The organism is Lichenihabitans sp. Uapishka_5, from assembly GCF_033947565.1.
Taxonomy (GTDB): domain Bacteria; phylum Pseudomonadota; class Alphaproteobacteria; order Rhizobiales; family Beijerinckiaceae; genus Lichenihabitans.
Window position 1 is genome coordinate 13448 of sequence record NZ_JARPVX010000024.1, and the last position, 16677, is coordinate 30124.

Annotated in this window: 20 protein-coding genes and 1 tRNA gene; 9 read left to right on the forward strand and 12 right to left on the reverse strand. The window is 69.4% G+C overall.

The window, feature by feature from the left end:
* Positions 1–125: 125 nt before the first annotated feature.
* The 4 genes from rplO to P7D22_RS10960 all read right to left on the reverse strand — a co-directional run bounded on the left by rplO (position 126) and on the right by P7D22_RS10960 (position 2788).
* Positions 126–626, reverse strand: a complete 501-nt coding sequence (gene rplO / locus P7D22_RS10945) for a 50S ribosomal protein L15 (protein WP_319934267.1) — start codon at positions 624–626, stop codon at positions 126–128.
* Between the two features lie 14 nt (positions 627–640).
* On the reverse strand, positions 641–832 hold the full coding sequence (gene rpmD, locus P7D22_RS10950) for a 50S ribosomal protein L30 (RefSeq protein ID WP_319934268.1): 192 nt from the start codon (positions 830–832) through the stop codon (positions 641–643).
* Positions 833–849: 17 nt separating this feature from the next.
* Complete coding sequence (rpsE, locus tag P7D22_RS10955) at positions 850–1410, reverse strand: 30S ribosomal protein S5 (RefSeq protein ID WP_319934269.1); 561 nt, start codon at positions 1408–1410, stop codon at positions 850–852.
* 109 nt (positions 1411–1519) lie between these two features.
* A complete protein-coding gene (locus P7D22_RS10960) occupies positions 1520–2788 on the reverse strand; it encodes a glycerate kinase type-2 family protein (protein WP_319934270.1) in 1269 nt (422 codons plus the stop codon).
* Positions 2789–3006: 218 nt separating this feature from the next.
* Between P7D22_RS10960 and P7D22_RS10965 the strand changes: the two genes are divergently transcribed.
* The gene (locus tag P7D22_RS10965; protein WP_319934271.1) at positions 3007–4212 is read left to right on the forward strand and encodes a glycosyltransferase; all 1206 of its coding nucleotides are present in this window, start codon (positions 3007–3009) and stop codon (positions 4210–4212) included.
* On the opposite strand, the gene P7D22_RS10970 is transcribed toward P7D22_RS10965, so the two are convergent.
* The 3 genes from P7D22_RS10970 to P7D22_RS10980 are packed head-to-tail and all read right to left on the reverse strand — an operon-like array spanning position 4142 to position 6614.
* Positions 4142–4726: a class I SAM-dependent methyltransferase gene (locus tag P7D22_RS10970; protein ID WP_319934272.1), complete on the reverse strand. Its 585-nt coding sequence runs from the start codon at positions 4724–4726 to the stop codon at positions 4142–4144. The two genes, P7D22_RS10965 and P7D22_RS10970, sit on opposite strands and share 71 nt — an antisense overlap.
* Positions 4723–5463, reverse strand: coding sequence for a PIG-L deacetylase family protein (locus P7D22_RS10975; RefSeq protein WP_319934273.1), 741 nt, complete (start codon positions 5461–5463; stop codon positions 4723–4725). The genes P7D22_RS10970 and P7D22_RS10975 overlap by 4 nt, the downstream gene beginning before the upstream one ends.
* Positions 5460–6614 carry an acyl-CoA dehydrogenase family protein gene (locus P7D22_RS10980; RefSeq protein ID WP_319934274.1) on the reverse strand — a complete coding sequence of 385 codons (1155 nt, stop codon included), beginning with the start codon at positions 6612–6614 and terminating at the stop codon, positions 5460–5462. The genes P7D22_RS10975 and P7D22_RS10980 overlap by 4 nt, the downstream gene beginning before the upstream one ends.
* Before the next feature lie 136 nt (positions 6615–6750).
* Between P7D22_RS10980 and P7D22_RS10985 the strand changes: the two genes are divergently transcribed.
* The 4 genes from P7D22_RS10985 to P7D22_RS11000 all read left to right on the forward strand — a co-directional run bounded on the left by P7D22_RS10985 (position 6751) and on the right by P7D22_RS11000 (position 10951).
* Complete coding sequence (locus P7D22_RS10985; RefSeq protein WP_319934275.1) at positions 6751–7932, forward strand: MFS transporter; 1182 nt, start codon at positions 6751–6753, stop codon at positions 7930–7932.
* An 80-nt stretch (positions 7933–8012) separates the two neighbouring features.
* Entirely contained in the window at positions 8013–9176 is a 1164-nt protein-coding gene (locus P7D22_RS10990) for an MFS transporter (protein WP_319934276.1), read from the forward strand.
* A gap of 58 nt (positions 9177–9234) precedes the next feature.
* Positions 9235–10446 (forward strand): DUF2252 family protein, encoded by a 1212-nt coding sequence (locus P7D22_RS10995; protein WP_319934277.1) that lies wholly within the window; start codon positions 9235–9237, stop codon positions 10444–10446.
* 43 nt (positions 10447–10489) lie between these two features.
* Positions 10490–10951: a hypothetical protein gene (locus P7D22_RS11000; RefSeq protein WP_319934278.1), complete on the forward strand. Its 462-nt coding sequence runs from the start codon at positions 10490–10492 to the stop codon at positions 10949–10951.
* Positions 10952–10958: 7 nt separating this feature from the next.
* Here the strand turns inward: P7D22_RS11000 and P7D22_RS11005 are convergent, their stop codons facing one another.
* Positions 10959–11738, reverse strand: a complete 780-nt coding sequence (locus P7D22_RS11005) for a metallophosphoesterase (RefSeq protein WP_319934279.1) — start codon at positions 11736–11738, stop codon at positions 10959–10961.
* Between the two features lie 90 nt (positions 11739–11828).
* Between P7D22_RS11005 and P7D22_RS11010 the strand changes: the two genes are divergently transcribed.
* A complete protein-coding gene (locus P7D22_RS11010; RefSeq protein ID WP_319934280.1) occupies positions 11829–11987 on the forward strand; it encodes a hypothetical protein in 159 nt (52 codons plus the stop codon).
* Positions 11988–12009: 22 nt separating this feature from the next.
* Here P7D22_RS11010 and P7D22_RS11015 read toward each other — a convergent pair whose 3' ends face one another.
* From P7D22_RS11015 to P7D22_RS11025, 3 genes are all read right to left on the reverse strand, one after another.
* Entirely contained in the window at positions 12010–12504 is a 495-nt protein-coding gene (locus tag P7D22_RS11015) for a DUF892 family protein (RefSeq protein ID WP_319934281.1), read from the reverse strand.
* A 105-nt stretch (positions 12505–12609) separates the two neighbouring features.
* Positions 12610–13092: a c-type cytochrome gene (locus P7D22_RS11020; protein ID WP_319934282.1), complete on the reverse strand. Its 483-nt coding sequence runs from the start codon at positions 13090–13092 to the stop codon at positions 12610–12612.
* Between the two features lie 27 nt (positions 13093–13119).
* Positions 13120–13536, reverse strand: coding sequence for a Fur family transcriptional regulator (locus P7D22_RS11025; RefSeq protein WP_319934283.1), 417 nt, complete (start codon positions 13534–13536; stop codon positions 13120–13122).
* A 148-nt stretch (positions 13537–13684) separates the two neighbouring features.
* Between P7D22_RS11025 and P7D22_RS11030 the strand changes: the two genes are divergently transcribed.
* A complete protein-coding gene (locus tag P7D22_RS11030; protein ID WP_319934284.1) occupies positions 13685–15280 on the forward strand; it encodes a catalase in 1596 nt (531 codons plus the stop codon).
* A 159-nt stretch (positions 15281–15439) separates the two neighbouring features.
* Positions 15440–15515: transfer RNA gene (locus P7D22_RS11035), tRNA-Glu, on the forward strand.
* 97 nt (positions 15516–15612) lie between these two features.
* On the opposite strand, the gene P7D22_RS11040 is transcribed toward P7D22_RS11035, so the two are convergent.
* Entirely contained in the window at positions 15613–15807 is a 195-nt protein-coding gene (locus tag P7D22_RS11040; protein ID WP_319934285.1) for a hypothetical protein, read from the reverse strand.
* Between the two features lie 215 nt (positions 15808–16022).
* Between P7D22_RS11040 and P7D22_RS11045 the strand changes: the two genes are divergently transcribed.
* Entirely contained in the window at positions 16023–16586 is a 564-nt protein-coding gene (locus P7D22_RS11045; protein WP_319934286.1) for a DUF4337 family protein, read from the forward strand.
* Positions 16587–16677: the final 91 nt, after the last annotated feature.

Here is a 16677-nt window from a genome sequence, read left to right on the forward strand (position 1 = left end):
TCACCCCGGATGCCCCGTCTGCGACCGGGCATCCGAAAGCATGGCGTGGCAGACAGAACGCGGCGCCCAGACCCTGCGACGACCGAGGCAAGCCCGGCCGTCCCACCAGGGAACCGCGATCCGGCTTAGGAGGCCGCAGCCTCCTTGACCACCTTGGCGGTCTTGGCCACCTTGGCGGGCAGCAGGTTGACGGAGCCGCCGGCCTTGCCGATGGCTTCCTGGGCCGACTTCGACGCAGCCGCCACCTCGAACTGGAGAGCCGCCGTCAGCTCGCCCATGCCGAGGATCTTGACGCCGTCGCGCGCCTTCGACACCACACCGGCCTCGATCAGCGACGCCACCGTGACGGCGCCCGAAAGCTTGCCGTCATCGACGGCCTGCTGGATGCGGCCGAGGTTCACCTCGTTGTAGTCGAGGGTCGAGATGTTCTTGAAGCCACGCTTCGGCAAGCGCCGATGCAGCGGCATCTGACCACCCTCGAAGCCCTTGATGGCGACGCCGGAGCGCGCCTTCTGGCCCTTGACGCCGCGGCCGCCTGTCTTGCCCTTGCCGGAGCCGATGCCCCGGCCGACCCGCATGCGATCCTTCGACGAACCGGCGTTGTCGGCGATGTCATTCAGTCTCATGATCCCGCCTCCGCTCAGTTCGCTTCGACCACGCGGACCATGTGCGCCACTTTGGCGATCATGCCCCGCACGGACGGCGTATCTTCGAGCACCGACTGGCGCCCGATCTTGTTGAGGCCGAGGCCGATCAGCGTCGCGCGCTGAGCGGCCGGGCGGCCGATGGGACTACCGGTCTGCTGGACCGTGATCTTCTTGTCGGAAGCCATCGTTCATGCCCTCCCGATCACGCGTCAACCGCATCTGCATCGACGCCCTGACGGCGGCCCTGCAGAACGGAGACCTTCATGGTGCGGCGAGCCGCAACGGCGCGCGGCGAATCTTCCTGCTTCAAGGCATCGAAGGTCGCGCGGATCATGTTGTAGGGGTTCGACGAGCCTTGGCTCTTGGCCACGACGTCGTGCATGCCGAGCGTCTCGAAGATGGCGCGCATCGGGCCACCCGCGATGATGCCGGTCCCGGCCGGAGCCGAGCGCAGGATCACCTTGCCGGCGCCATGGCGGCCATGCACGTCATGGTGCAGGGTGCGGCCTTCGCGCAGCGGCACGCGGATCAGCCCGCGCTTGGCGGCGTCGGTGGCCTTGCGGATGGCTTCCGGCACTTCGCGTGCCTTGCCGTGTCCGAAGCCGACGCGGCCCTTCTGGTCGCCGACCACGACGAGCGCCGCAAAGCCGAAGCGACGGCCGCCCTTCACCACCTTGGCGACGCGGTTGATGTGGACCAGCTTGTCCACGAATTCGTTGTCGCGCTCCTCGCGGTCGCGACCGTGCTCTCGTTCTCTTGCCATTTCGGTTCCGTCACTTGCGCGGGTGCATCGAATGCAAGCCGCTCGCTGGGATGGGAGGTCGGGTGGATGGCATGGGAACGGCCGGCAGGTCAAGCCTGAGGGCCGCCGCTCAGTCGCCGAGCACCAGGATGGCGCGGAAGTCGTTGACGTTGGTGAGGGTCGGGCCGGTGACGACCTGGTCGCCCAAGCCTGCGAAAACCCTGTGGGCGTCGTTGGCGTCGAGGCGCGCCCGCGGCGACAGGCCGAGCGCGACGGCGCGGGCCAAGGTGTCGGGCGTCACAACCGCACCTGCGACCTCCTCGGCCCCGTCGACCCCATCGGTATCGCCGGCGAGTGCGAAAACGCCCGGCAGACCGTCGAGCGCCACCGCAAGCGCCAGCAGGAACTCGACGTTGCGCCCGCCCCGCCCGTCGCCGCGCAGCGTGACGGTGGTTTCGCCGCCCGACAGGAGCACGAGCGGCGGCGGGGCCGGTTGCCCGCGCAGGCGCACCTGGCGGGCGATCGCCGCCATGACGCGCGCCACCTCGCGGGCTTCGCCCTCAATGGCGTCACCAAGAATGAAGGGCGTCACGCCGGCCTGCCGCGCCGTGGCGGCCGCGGCCTCGAGCGCCTGCTGCGGTGTTGCGATCAGAACCGTGCTGGCGCGGGCCAGCCGTGGATCGCCCGGCTTCGGGGTTTCGTTTGCGGCGCGGCGCAGGTGGTCGAGCACGCCGGCCGGGCCCGCGATACCGTAGCGCTCGAGCACCGCCAGCGCTTCCGCAAAGGTCGAGCCGTCCGGCACGGTCGGCCCCGAGGCGATCACAGCGGGATCGTCGCCGGGCACATCCGAGATCACCAGGGTGACGACGCGCGCCGGCCAGGCGGCCGCCGCAAGCCGGCCGCCCTTGATGGCCGACAGGTGCTTGCGGACCTGATTGATCTCGACGATCGAGGCGCCCGAGCGCAGCAGCGCCGCATTGACGGCCTGCTTGTCGGCGAGCGTCAGCCCGGGGGCCGGCAGGCTGAGCAGCGCCGAGCCGCCGCCCGACACCAGGGCCAGCACCAGATCGTCGGGGCCGAGGTCCGCCACCAGGGCCAGCATGCGGGCGGCTGCCCGTTCGCCGTTATGGTCCGGCACCGGATGGGCGGCCTCCGCCACCTCGATGGTCCGGCACGGCACCGCATGGCCGTACCGGGTGACGACGAGGCCCGTCAGCGGGCCCGGCCACAGGTCTTCCAGCGCTTGCGCCATGGCGGCGGCGGCCTTGCCGGCCCCGACCACCAGGGTGCGACCGGCCGGCGGTTCAGGCAGGCACGCCGGCAAGCGCAGGCGCGGTGTGGCACTGGCCACCGCGGCGTCGAACAGGCTCCTCAGCAGGGCGCGGGGTTCAACCGGCATGGGCATCTCCGGCGCGACAGTCGAGCGACGCGCCCCGATGGTCGTAGCGCATCGAGGCGACGCCCGACCAGCCTCGGCCGTGAATGACGCCCTTCGTCACCGCTGGTTCAGCCGGTCAGAATGGGCAGCCGGGTGATGCGGCATTTCGCGCGGCTGCCGTTTGTTAGTGCAGCCCGTGGCAAAACGGCCTTAAGCGACCTGCATTGTAGGATCATTCGATGATGGATTCCGGCCTCGCAGCCACGTTTCAGGCCGGACAGGCATCGGCGATCGTCGCGATCCCGGCCTGCAACGAAGCCGGGCGGATCGAGGCCTGTTTGGCGGCCCTGGCGACCCAGCGCGACGGCTGCGGAGCGCCGATCGAGGCGGGCGCCTTCGAAATCCTGGTCTACGCCAACAATTGTTCGGACAACACCGCCGATGTGGTGACCCGCTTTGCCGAAACCTGCCCGCATCCGCTGCGGGTGGTGTCGGCCCGGCATGAGCCCGCGCGCGCCAATGCCGGTTGGGCCCGCAAGGCCGCGATGGACCTCGCGGCCGATCGGCTTGAGGTGGCCGGCTGCCACCAGGGCCTGCTGCTCACCACCGATGCGGATTCCCTCGTGTCCCCGACCTGGTTCGCGGCCACCCGGACCGAGATGGCGCGACCGGTCGACTGCGTGGCCGGCTATATCGACGCCCTGCCGGAGGAGATCATGCGGCTCGGACCACGCTTCGTGCGGCGCGGCCGGCTGGAAGACCGCTACCTGCGCCAGATCGCCGAAATCTATGCCCGCTGCGACCCCCGCCCGCACGACCCCTGGCCGAACCACCGGGTGTCGTCCGGGGCGAGCCTCGCGGTGACGCTTTTGGCCTATCGGGCGGTCGGCGGCCTGCCCGCGGTGGCGCTCGGCGAGGATGCGGCCTTCACCCGGGCCATCGAGGCGGCCGGCCTGCGGGTGCGCCATCCGATGAGCGTCACGGTCGCCACCTCCTGCCGCTTTGATGGGCGGGCCAAGGGGGGCGCCGCCGATACGATGCGGCTGCGCCACGCCGTCGAGGAGGCCCCGTGCGACGACGACGTGGAGCTGGTGCTGGCGCTGCTGCGGCGGGCGCTGCTGCGCGGCAGGCTGCGGCAGGCCCATGCGGCCGGCACGCTGGCGGACCCGGGCTGGGCGCGGCGCCTCGGTCTGGATCGCCCGGCCTGGCAGGCGCTGGTGGGTCAGGACAACACCGGAGCGTTCGAGCCGGTGTGGGAGCGTGTGCAAGCCGAATGTCCCAGCCTGCGCCGTCATTGCACCCTGCGGCCCGCCGACCTGCCCCGGCAGATCGCCCGGGCCGAGGCCTTGCTGCGACGCCTCGCGAGCGATCCCGTCAAGGGGCCCGGAAGCGTTCCAACCGGTAGACCTCGCCTGCGAGCCGCTCCCGAACCAGAGATCGCCTGAGCGCCGTCGCGGCGAATCCGTCGGTTGCCTGGTCACCGGTCAGCGGGTAGTCGGTTTCGCCCAGCCAATGGCACAGTACGATCGTGCCGCCGGGCTGCAGGGCGTCGCAGCAGCGTTGCGCCACCGCCTCGAGGTCGGCGGCCGTGAGATAATACAGCACCTCGGACAACACGATCAGGTCGTAGCGGCCGGACGGAAACCCGGCCGGCACCATGCGGCAGGCGAAGTCCACATGGGCCAGCGCGGCGCAATCGCGCTGCGCCTGCGCAAGTGCCACAGAAGACCCGTCGATGGCGAGCAGCCGGTCGCATCGCGCGGCGAGTTGCCGGGTCAGCACCCCGATGGCGCAGCCCACCTCGAGCGCCGCCGCATAGCGCGGCCGATCGAGCGCCTCGATCGTCGCCCGGTACTTGTCGTGTTCATAGGCGCTGGTGCGGAACCGCCAGGGGTCGGGGTCGGCGCTGTAGAGCGCATCGAAATAGCCGGCCTCGATCGTGTCGCGGCGGCGACTCATGCGGACAGCTCGAACACGGTCTCGACCGGCTGCAGGAAGGGCGCCAGGGTGTCGTCCGTAAAGCGGAAACCTTCGGGGTCGTCGTCGATCAGGGCCGTCATCTGCGACGCATGGGCCGCGATGGCCTGATGCTTGGCGGCCTGCCAGGGCGCGATGTCGATCCTGAAGCCTTTCGGCGCCGGGGCCGCGACCGTCTCGGCGGCGTCGAGGTGCCAACCCCAGATCGGATACGACCAATAGCGCAGCGCCGGCCGGTGCCGGCGCAGGTGCCGCGCCATGGCATCGGCGGCTTCGTGATCGCAATGCGGATCGTGCCCCCAGGTGACGAAGCAGGAGGCCGCCCCGCAGGCCTCGACCACGGACGCGAGATGCGCCACTGCGGCCTCGAAGGCGAGCCCGTCCATCGGCACGGCGGTATCGGGCAGGTCGAGGTGGGTGACGCTGCCGGGCGCGAGCCCGAGCGCCCGTGCGGCGGCGTCGGTCTCAGTGCGTCGCAACACCACCAGGTCGTCATGTGGCACCCGGCGCGAATTCGGGTGCGACCCCGCCCCGTCGCTCACCACCACCACCCGCACGTCGATGCCATCGGCCCGTGCGGCCGCGATCAGGCCGCCGAGGCCGAGCGACTCGTCGTCGGGATGCGGCGAGATCACCACGAAGGGCTTGCCTCCCGTGATGTCCCAGGGGGTCGCCATCGGCAGGGCCCGCCAGGCTGCGTGGAGGTCGCCGGCCTTCATGGCGTCGCGCTCCACAGTGTTGCGGTGTCGCGGTCGGACGCCAGGATCGCCTTCGCGGCATCCGCCATCGCAAGGTCGGGCACGGGCTGGCGCAGATAGGTCGCGAGGTCGCGCGAAATACGCTCGATCGGGTGGGGCCGCAGGAATCCCCCGAGCCCGACGCCGCGATGGACGCGCTCCAACACGTCGAGGCAGGCACGCTCGGTGACGCCGCGGGTCAGGTTGGCAAAGGCCACGACCGTCTCGGGCGTGGCCGTCGCTTCGCCCAGCCGTTGCGCCGCCGCCGCGACCCAGAAGCGTGCCGTGGTGACGGCCGCCGTGGCCTCGGCGACACGCTGCAGCTGGTAGGGGTCGCCGGCCCGGCCGCGCGATGTCAGATGGTGGCGCATCAGGTCGACGAGGCGCTCCGCCGCCCCGAGGTGAACGGCGCAAAACCGCCAAGCCCCGCCCGAGAAAGTCGGCTGGCGCATGAAATCGCCAGGGTCGCCGACTACGCCCTCCTTCGGCACTTCGAGGCCGCTGAGATCAACAGTGCCGGTGGCGGTCGCCCGCATGCCCTGCGCGGTCCAGCCCGACAGATCGACCCGCTCGCCGGATTGCAGCACCGGCATCATCAGCATCTGCTCGGTGCCGACCCGCACCGGCACCAGCGGATACGTCACGGTGCCGGCTCCAGAAGCCAGGATCTTACCCCCCGCAAGCCGCCAGCCGCCCTCGCACGGCTCGGCCGACAGCGGCACGGGGCCTTCGGCACCCCAGACGCCCGACAGACCGCCCGCCGCGATGGCGGCGGCCAGGGCCGCCACCTGGGAGGCGGTGCCATAGCGGCGCACAAGCAGCACCGCGTTCATGTGGCCCTCGACCAGACGGGCCACAGACAGGTCGGCGGCCCCGAGCCGGCACAGGACGTCGAACAGGTCGGCATGGTGGACGCCGGACACGACGTCGTCACCCCCGAGTTCAACCGGGAACGGTGCCATCAGCAGACCCGATGCCCGCAGCCTCTCCCAGATGGCAGGGGTGACGGCGCGGGCCTCGTCGCCCGCTTCGGCCGCCGCGGTCAGCACCCGGCAAAGGTCGCGAAGACGCTCCGAAAGCGGGTCGTCGGGTCTTGAAACCCGATCCGTCGGGCGTCGTGGGCGATCAAGCATCCGGGCTCGCTGGGTTCAGGTGCACAATGGCAACGCCGGATGGCGGCATTCGGATCATGCGGCAACGCCCCACAGAGCCGAAATCCCCTCGGCCGCCGTTCGCGTTGCGGGCTGGGCCAACGGAACGACATCCATCATGCAGATCGGTTCGGCCCTCGACGCCGTCAACTTTTCCGTCGCGGGGGCACAAGAAGGGTTTGGGCCGTTCCTCGGCGTCTACCTGCAACAACGGGGTCTCAGCCCCGCCACCACGGGGCTCGCGATGGGGTTGGCCGGTCTCGCCGGCCTGCTGGCCACCACGCCGATCGGCGCCGTGGTGGACCGCACCACGGCCAAGCGGATGGCCCTGGCGATCGCGGTCTGCGGGATCGCGGTCGGCGCCGTGCTGCTGGTGGCGACCCGCAGCATCTGGGTGATCGCCATTGCACAAGGGCTTATCGGCGTCGCCGACACCAGCATCGCGCCCCTCCTGGCCGCCTTGACGCTCGGCATCGTCGGACAGGACGCCTACGAGACGCGCGTGTCCCGCAACGTGGCCTTCAACCATGCCGGCAATGCCCTCAATGCGGCGCTGTCGGGGGTGCTGGGCTATTGGTTCGGCCTCGGCTTCGTGGCGATCGCCATCGGGGTGATGGCCGTGGCTTCGACGCTGGCGGTGCTGGCCATCCCGGCGTCCAGCATCGATCACGAGCAGGCGCGGGGCAGCGCCGACGGCGAAACCGCCAAGACCACCACCTGGCAGGCGATGCGGGGCTCGCGGCCCCTGATCGTGCTGGGACTCGCGGTGTTGTTGTTCGAGGTCGCCAATGGCGCCATGCTGCCGTTCCTGGCCCAGGCTCGCACCAGTGCCGGCAGTAACCCGAGCGTGGCCACCGCCACCATGACGGTGATCACCCAGGTCACCATCATCGGCGCGGCGCTCGGGGCGGCCGTGCTGGCCCGACATGCCGGCCAGGGCCGGGTGCTGGCCGTGTCGCTGGTCGTCGTGGCGCTCCGGGGCGGCCTCGCGGCCTTTGGCACCTCCTGGTGGCTGATCGTGCCGGTCCAGGTTCTCGAAGGGGTGGCGACCGGCCTCGCCAGCGTCGCGATCCCGGCCCTGGCGTCCGGCATCATGGCCGGCTCCGGCCATGCGACGGCGGGCCTCGCCGGGGTGATGACCGCCTTCGGGGCGGGCGCCGCCTTGAGCCCGATCCTCGCCGGCGCCGTGGCGCAATGGCTCGGCTTCCCGGCCGCTTTCGTCACCATGGGGGTGGTGGCCGCGGCCGGGGCGGCGCTCTGGATGGTGGCCGGCACGCGTGACACGCGGCAGGCGGCGTGAAACACTCCACCGGCTGAACGGAGCCGCCGATGCGACAGCCGGAATCCGGAGCGGATCGACCTCGGCTCGGACCGCGCATCTTGCACGGGTCATTCCCGTCCCTTGCCGCGATCTTCGCCGCCTTGTTCCTGGCCTACGGGACGGAATCGCCGTTCCTGCCCGCCTTCCTGGGTGAGCGGGGCGCCACACCGAGCCAGATCGGCCTGATGCTGGCGGGCGGCACGGTGGTGCGCATCATCGTCACGCCGTTCATCGGTGCGGCTGCCGATCGCTGGCGTGCCGTCCGCGGCACCCTGGCCGTGTTCGGGCTGATGGCCGGGGCCTTGTCGTTCACCTATCTGGCCGGTTCGGGCTTTGCAGCGCTGCTTGCGCTGAGCTTGCTGAATGCCTTTGCGACCGCGCCCCTGGCACCGCTGGCCGATGCCATCGCGCTACCGGCGGCGCGACGCGAAACCAGCTTTCAATATGGCTGGGTGCGTGGGGTCGGTTCGGGCGCCTTCATCCTCGGCACGCTCGCCTCGGGGCGGCTCGTGGCCGCCAAGGGTCTGTGGACCATCGTGGCCACCTCGGGCGTGCTGTTTCTCCTTCTCGGCGCCCTGGCGCGGCTCGCCCCGGCGCCGCAGCCGGATGCTGCCAGCGTACAAGAGCCGCGATCCGGATGGCGCACCCTGCTGGCCGACCCGTTGTTTCGGCGCATCATGCTGGTGGCGGCGCTGGTGATCGGCAGCCACGCCCTCAACGACACCTTTGCGGTGATCCGCTGGCGCGAAGCCGGTATTTCCGCCGGCACGATCGGCCTCCTGTGGTCGGAGTCGGTGGCGTCCGAGGTGGTGGTCTTCCTGCTGGTCGGACCGCCGTTGCTGGCACGGCTCGGGCCCGCCCGCTGTGCCGCCCTGTCCGCCCTGGCGGGCGTGCTACGCTGGACGGTGTTGGCGCAAACCAGCCAGGTGGCGGCTCTGGCGGCGATCCAGCTCACGCATGGCCTCACCTTCGCGTTGCTGCACCTCGCCAACATGCAATTGATCGGCGCCACCGTGCCGGCCGAGCGCACGGCCTCGGCCCAGACGCTTTACGCCACGGTCGGCCTCAATGTCGCGACCGCGATCCTGACGGCCGCTTCCGGGTTCCTGTATGGGCATTTCGGTGCGCAAAGTTTTTGGCTGTCGGCAGGCCTCTGCGGGCTGGCCTTGCCGCTCACGCCCGGCCTCAGGCGGCAGAACGGCGCAGCCACAATTTCGTCATGAACCAACCTGGGTCCGAGCGGTTGAGCGAGTCCCGAAGCCCTCGCGTTCCAGGTGGCTCATGTCGCGTTCTGCCGGCGTCACGCCGTTTCCCGATCCCGCCGATCGCCTGGCGCGGCTCGAAGCCAGGCGCGATCGCAAGATGGCCCGCTCGGCCCATGCCTATGTGCGGGGCTCGACGGCGCAGTTCTACCAGTGGCTGCGGGAGATCGACCACAGCGCCGTGCCGGCGGCACCCGACGTGTGGATCTGCGGCGACTGCCACATCGGCAACCTCGGGCCGACCGCCAATGCCGCCGGACGGGTCCACATCCAGATCCGCGACCTCGACCAGACCGTGCTGGGCAATCCGGCCCATGACCTGATCCGGCTCGGGCTGTCGCTATCGGCGGCGGCGCGCGGCTCGAACCTGCCCGGCATCGCCACCGCCCACATGCTGGAACAGGTGATCCACGGCTATCGCGACGCGCTCGACGGCCATGACGAAAGCCTGTCGGAAGCCCGCGCCGGCAAGGCCGTGCGGGCCGTGATCGCCGAAGCGACGCATCGGCGCTGGCGCCACCTCGCGCTCGAGCGCCTCGACCGGGTCGAGCCGAAGATTCCGCTCGGCAAACGCTTTTGGCCTCTGTCAGCCGAAGAACTTCACGCCGTGGAGCGGCTGGTCTCGTCCGAGGCGGCCGCCGCGGTGATCGGGACGGTGCACGGCCGCGGCACTCATCAGGATGTCACGGTGGTGGATGCCGCCTATTGGGTGAAGGGTTGCAGCTCGCTCGGCACCCTGCGCTATGCGGTGCTGCTGCGCATCGGCGGCGGCAAGGACGGTCGCAGCTATTGCCTGCTCGACATCAAGGAGGCAGTGGCCTCCGTGGCGCCGACCCGTGCGGACCATGCTGTCGATAACAACGCCCGGCGGGTCGTCACCGGCGCCCGGGCGCTGTCGCCTTATCTCGGCGACCGCATGCTGCCCGCCACACTGCTGGGCCGGTCCGTGGTGGTGCGCGAGTTGATGCCGCAAGACCTCAAGCTCGAGATGGATCAGTTGACCCCGCGCGAGGCCGTGGAAGCGGCGCGCTTCCTCGCCGCCGTCGTGGGCCATGCCCACGCCCGGCAGATGGATGCCGACGCACGCCGGCGCTGGAGCCGGGAGCTGATGCGCGACCACACCCGCGAACTCGATGCGCCACTCTGGATGTGGGGCAGCATCGTCGAACTGGTGGGACGGCACGAGCGGGCCTACCTCGATCATTGCCGCCTGCATGCGGGGGCCGCGTGAACGGCGGCCCAGCAGCGACCCTTCTCGACCAGCGAGCCGCACCATGACGCTTCCGCTTGCGCTCCGCGCCACGGTTTCGGGCAGCCTCGGCAGCCTTACCTCCACCGCAGCCCTGATGGTGTTGGCAGAAGCGGCAGGCAAGTCGGCCTGGCAGCCCACCAATGCCACGTCGCATTGGCGCCATGGCCCGATCGCGGCGGCGGTGCGGCAGGCCGATACGGCCCATACGGGGGTCGGCTACGCCACCCATCACGCCGCGACCGTCTTTTGGGCGCTCGGTTATGAATGGTGGGCGGGCTCGCGTGTTCGCCTCACCCCGGCGGCCGCTTTCGGGGGCGCCTTGGCGGTGTCGGCGCTGGCCGCCGTTGTCGATTACGGCGCCACGCCGAAGCGCTTCACCCCGGGCTGGGAGTTCGTGCTGAGCCGACGCGCCATGGCGGGCGCCTATCTGGCGATGGCGGCCGGTCTCGCGGCCGGCGCCCTGCTGGTGCGCCGTCAGGCCTGACTGCCCGTCAGGCGAGGACGTCAGTGTCGAGGATCAGCGTCCGATTGAAGTGGCGCGCATTCTCGCCGCCATAGCCATGCGGGTTGTTGATGACCCGGGTCGGGCCGATGCGGTAATCGGCGCTGCCGTGCATGTGGCCGTGCACCCAGGCGACAGGAGCGTGCCGGACGATCAGATCGGTCAGGTCCGAGCAGAAGGCCGGGTTCAGTGGGTGGCCCCGGTAGCGCGGCAGGATCGATCGCGGGCTCGGCGCGTGGTGGGTGACGACGACACTCGGCCCGGCGAAAGGCTCGGCCAACAGCGCATCCAGCGCCGTGACGGCATCGATGTGCAGCGCCAGCCCATGGGCCGGCATGAAGCGATCGCGTGTGCCCGCACGCCAGCCGATCAAACGATGGTCGTTCATTTCGCGGGCGGCGCGCTCCATGGCGGGGCCACGCTCCGCCTCGCCCTCCACCGCATAATCGGTCCACAAGGTGGTGCCGACGAAACGCACGCCGCCGATCACCGCCGCCGCATTCTCCAGCAGGGTGATGCCGGCCGCCTGGGCTGCCGCGCGGCCCCGCCGCCATTCGTCATCCATGGCGCGACCATAGAAGCTGTGGTTGCCGGCCACCGTGATGATCGGCGTCGGAGCCGGAATGTGGCTGCGCAGGAGCTGCATGGCTTCGACCAGCCCCTCGCACACGTCGCCGGCGCAGACCACCGCCTCGGCACCGGGCGCCAGCTCGGGGTGCCATTGCCCGGCGAACCCCAAGTGAAGGTCGGAAAACACGTGAAGCTTCATGCAGCTCGTTTCGTCAGCGCCGGCTCGAGCCGGTGATCGTGTCGCAGCGGGGCGACGCAGCCGTTCCGCCCGGCCGGCGTTTCGGTTTGCATGAGTACAGATCGTCCAGACCGTCACGCCGGCAAGCCAATCGCCACTGACACGAAGCAGACGGCGCCACGCCGCCTCGCGCTTTGGATCGTGCCCCTGGCGCTCGTCGCCCTGGCGGTGCTGCTGCTCGGCGTCCATTTCACAGGCGGCATCAAGTAGGACGCCGCCGCAGCCGCGGGGATCAGCCCCGCTTGTGGCCGAGATAGGCCGTGACGAGCGCCGGAAGGTGTTCCCCGAGCCAATCGCCGGTTTCCTGCTCCTCCTTCATCGACTGTTCCAGCGTCGCGATATCGCCGCTCGCCCCGGCGGCACCCGCCAGCGCGATCAGCGCCTTGTAGGAAGCGATCTCGTAGGCCTTGAAGCCAATGGCCGCGAGGACGTTCTTCAACACGTCGTCGTCCGAGCCCACATGGGCGAAGCCCGCGATTGTGGCGACCGCGCCCGCCACCGCTTCCTTGGCAAGCGACTTGCGCGAGCCGTGCTTCTCCAGCAGCGCGTCGAGCCGCGCCGCCTGGGTGGTCGAACGCTCCTTGTCGGCCTGCATCCGGGCATGCAGGTCCGGATAGGCCTTGGTGTAGCTGATCTCGTTCTGAAGGGTGCCGATCGCCTGCGTTTCGACTGCGTGCTGGTTGCGCAATCCCGTCAGGTAGATCTCCTGGGTGGCGGCGTCGCTCATCGGTGGTGCTCCGTAGTTCCGTGTCGTCGCGCTTAAGCTTTCCTTCGTCAGCCCTGCTTCAACGAGGCAAAATGCCCGTTGCGACATGATCTCGCCCGCCGTGGCTCAGGGCGGCGAGGGACCGCCCTGCTGGGCCAGGAAGGCGATCACGTCGGCGCGGTCGCGGCCGTCGGCCCACCCCTCGAACGGCATGTTGGTGCCGGGCGCAAAGGCCGCGGGGCTGGTCAGCCAGGCATCGAGCCGCGCCGGCGTCCAAAGCCCGCCGACGCGGCGCAACGCGGAGGAATAATTGTAGCGCGGCCGGCGCTCGGCCACCGGGGCGCCGACGACGCCGTAAAGGTTGGGACCGTCGAGGTCGACGCCGCCACGACCCACCGAATGGCAGGCCGCACAGGTGGCGAACAAGTGCGCTCCGGCCCCGGCATCGGCCTCGCGCATCCGTGTATCGAGATCGGCGGTCGGGTCGGCCGGCCCGCGCCGGTGGGGCGCCGGCCCGGCGACGCCGTGCATCAGGGCTATGGTCAGACCGCCCAGGCCGAGCAGAACAACGCCGGCGAGCCAGGGGCGCGCGAAGCGCGAGACCGTCATGCAGGGTCCATGGAGGCCGAACCGGCGCTACGACGCGGCCGCGCCGCGGCAGCCTTGGCAAAGACCGTTGAAGGTCGTCACCATCGTGTCGATCTCGATATCATGGCGCTTCGCCAGGGCCGCAAGCTCCGGCTCGGGCAGGCTGAACGCCACATCGTCGACACGCCCACAACCGACGCAATGGAAATGCGCATGCCCCGGCCGCGCCGGCTCATACAGCGCCGAAGCGCTTTCGGGCAGACGCACCTCGAGCACCAGCCCGAGGTCGCGCAGCCGGTCGAGCGCGCGATACACGGTCGAATAGCCCAGGCCCGGCTGCAACTGCTTGGCGGCGCCATGGATCTCGCTCGCCGACGCATGGTGGCCTTCCGCCTGGGCGCAGAGCACGTCGTAGATCAGCTTGTAGTTCTTCGGCAGCTTTGGCCGGCGCGAAACGCGTTCCATCCCTCACTCGATCGTGCATGTCCCAGGCTTGCGGCCCGGCCCGAAAGTGAATATCAGTTTCATTCTCAAATTCCAAATGCTCGGCCTGGGCCGGCGACGCAAGAGTGCGTGTGCCTGCCGCGAAGAGCAAGCGTCATCGGAGCGCCAGATGAGTGACGACAAGACCATCCTGACGACCCGCCAGGGTCATCCGGTTCGCGACAACCAGTCCACCCGCACGGTCGGCGAACGCGGCCCGGCCACGCTCGAAAACTACCAGTTCATCGAGAAGATCACCCATTTCGACCGTGAGCGCATCCCGGAGCGCGTCGTGCATGCGCGCGGCGCCGGTGCCCATGGCTATTTCGAAGCTTATGGAAAGATCGGCGACGAGCCGGCCTCCAAATACACCCGCGCCCGCGTGCTGAACGAGACGGGCGTCCGCACCCCGATGTTCGTGCGCTTCTCCACCGTGGCGGGCGCCAAGGAATCGCCTGAGACCGAGCGGGACCCGCGCGGCTTCGCGGTCAAGTTTAAGACCGTCGACGGCAACTGGGACCTGGTGGGCAACAACCTTAAGGTCTTCTTCATCCGCGACGCCATCAAGTTCCCCGACATGATCCATGCCTTCAAGCCGGATCCGGTGACCAACCGCCAGGAAGCATGGCGCTTCTTCGACTTCATCGCGAGCCACCCCGAGTCGCTTCACATGGTGACGCACCTGAAGTCACCCTGGGGCATCCCGGCCAACTTCCGCGAGATGGAAGGCTCGGGCGTTAACACCTACAAGCTCGTCAACGATCGGGGCGAGGCGGTGTTGTGCAAGTTCCACTGGGAACCCAAGCAGGGCATCCGCAACCTGACCTCCGCCCAGGCGGCCGAGATCCAGGGCCGCGACGTCGGCCACTCGACGCGCGACCTGTATGACAACATTGCCAAGGGCAACTTCCCCGAGTGGGAATTCTGCGTGCAGATCATGCCCGACGGCCCGAACGACCATCTGTCTTTCGATCCGCTCGACGACACCAAGCTGTGGCCGGTTGACCAGTTCCCGCTGCTGCCCGTCGGCCGCATGGTGCTCGACCGCGTGCCGGACAACTTCTTCGCGGAAGTGGAGCAGTCGGCCTTCGGCACGGGCGTGCTGGTGGACGGCATCGAGTTCTCGGACGACAAGATGCTGCAGGGGCGCACGCTGTCCTATTCGGACACCCAGCGCTACCGCGTCGGCCCGAACTACCTGCAGCTGCCCATCAACGCTCCGGCGCCGGGCGTGAAGGTGTCGACCAACCAGCGCGACGGCCAGATGACCTTCATGGTCGACGGCATCGGCGAGTCGAAGCACGTCAACTACGAGCCGTCCTACCTCGGCTCAGGCCTCGTCGAGGCCCCGAAGCCCGCCAAGGACTATCACCAGCTCGTGCAGGGGCACCTCGGCCGCTACCAGCCGACCCGCACGGCCGACGACTACACCCAGGCCGGCGAGCGCTATCGCTCGTTCGAGACCTGGGAGCGTGACGACCTGATCAACAATCTCGTCAACGACATGAAGGCCTGCCCGGAAGCGCTGGCGCTGCGCATGGTGTGGCACTTCTGGCATTGCGACGAGGATTACGGCACGCGCGTCGCAGAAGGCGCCGGTCTCGATCTCGCAAAGGCCAAGGCACTGCCGCCGCTGCCCGGCAAGCCGGTCCCGGGCCAGAACCGCGCCCAGCCGACCTACACGGACGGCCAGGCCGAGGAGCCGGTGCGCCAAGCAGCCGAGTAATCGGCCACACCACCATCGACGCTGATCGGGAGGGCGAAAGCCCTCCCTTTTTGTTGGCCGATCCGCGATCCGCGCAGGACCTCGGAAAATACGCCCATCTCGCCAACCGGACCTTGTCTCTCCTTCGGCTCCGGCCTATAAGCCTCCCACCCGGACAGTGCGCCCATCGTCTAGCGGTCTAGGACGTCGCCCTTTCACGGCGAAAACAGGGGTTCGATTCCCCTTGGGCGCACCAATTCCGGTCAGACCTTCGAAGCCGACGCCGCTCGGGTCTCTCACAATCAAGCCTGCCTTAATGCCCGGTCCCGGGTGGCCGACATGATTTCAGGCCGTCATCGGACGTAGCGCGGGCAGATGATCACGCCCGAGCGACGCGTCCTGCAATGGTCCTGGTCATAGGCGTAGAGCGCCGGCGATGGCGTCGATCCCGAGAAGGGCACCAGTTCGCTGAGCTCGGGAAGCGGGCGGGTCAGGTTGTGGCTCGTACCGCTGGCCATCGCCAGGAAGGTCGCAAGAACGGCATGCATGATCGTTTCTCCTTCCGGCCGAGGGTGGCCGTTTGCTCGATTCGCGCGCCGCGATGGTGCTTCGCCGCTCCGGCCGGCGCAACGTGCGCAGCATTGCGGATGACCCCTCATCGTCGCCGTCGCCCCCACGGATTGCGCGCTTCGTTGATTGCGGCGTGCTAACGACAGGGACACACGAGGCTGTCCCGCCGCACTGCATCCGAAGAAGCGACATCATGGACGACATGCCCACCGAAGCGCACGAACAAGCCGAGCATGCCGAACACGCGGCGCATTCGGGCGACAGGACGTTGATCCTCGCTTCGGCCACCATCGCCCTGATGGCGGTCGCGGCCGCCACCGTGGGCAGCCTGGAAACTATCGAATCCGGCAAGGCCATCTCGGCCAAGAACGAATCCGTGCTGGCCCAGGCCAAGGCGTCCGACGCCTGGGCCCTGTATCAGGCCGAGAGCATCAAGCGGAACGCCTACGAGATCGCCGCCGAAACCAATGCCGACAAGGCACAAAGCTATCGCGACAAGGCGTCCGGCTATGCGGCCGAGCAGACGGGTTCGAAAAACGAAGCCCAGCGCCTCGAGGACGAGCGCAATGGTGCGCTCGCGGCAAGCGAAGGGCACGAGCAGCGCCATCACGTGCTGACAGCCGGCGTCACGCTGATCCATGTGGCGATCGCGGTCGCCACCCTGACGATCATCACCCGCAGCCGTCGGCCCTGGCAGGCCTCGCTGTTCCTCGGCGGGCTCGGGGTCGCCATCGCGGCCTATGCCTATCTGGGCTGAACCGAAGGCGGGCCCGACAAAGCGATCGGGCGCTGCTGCGTCATGTGGCAGCGGCAGGCGGGCCGAGCCGGCCCCGCACCCTAGCTAGGGC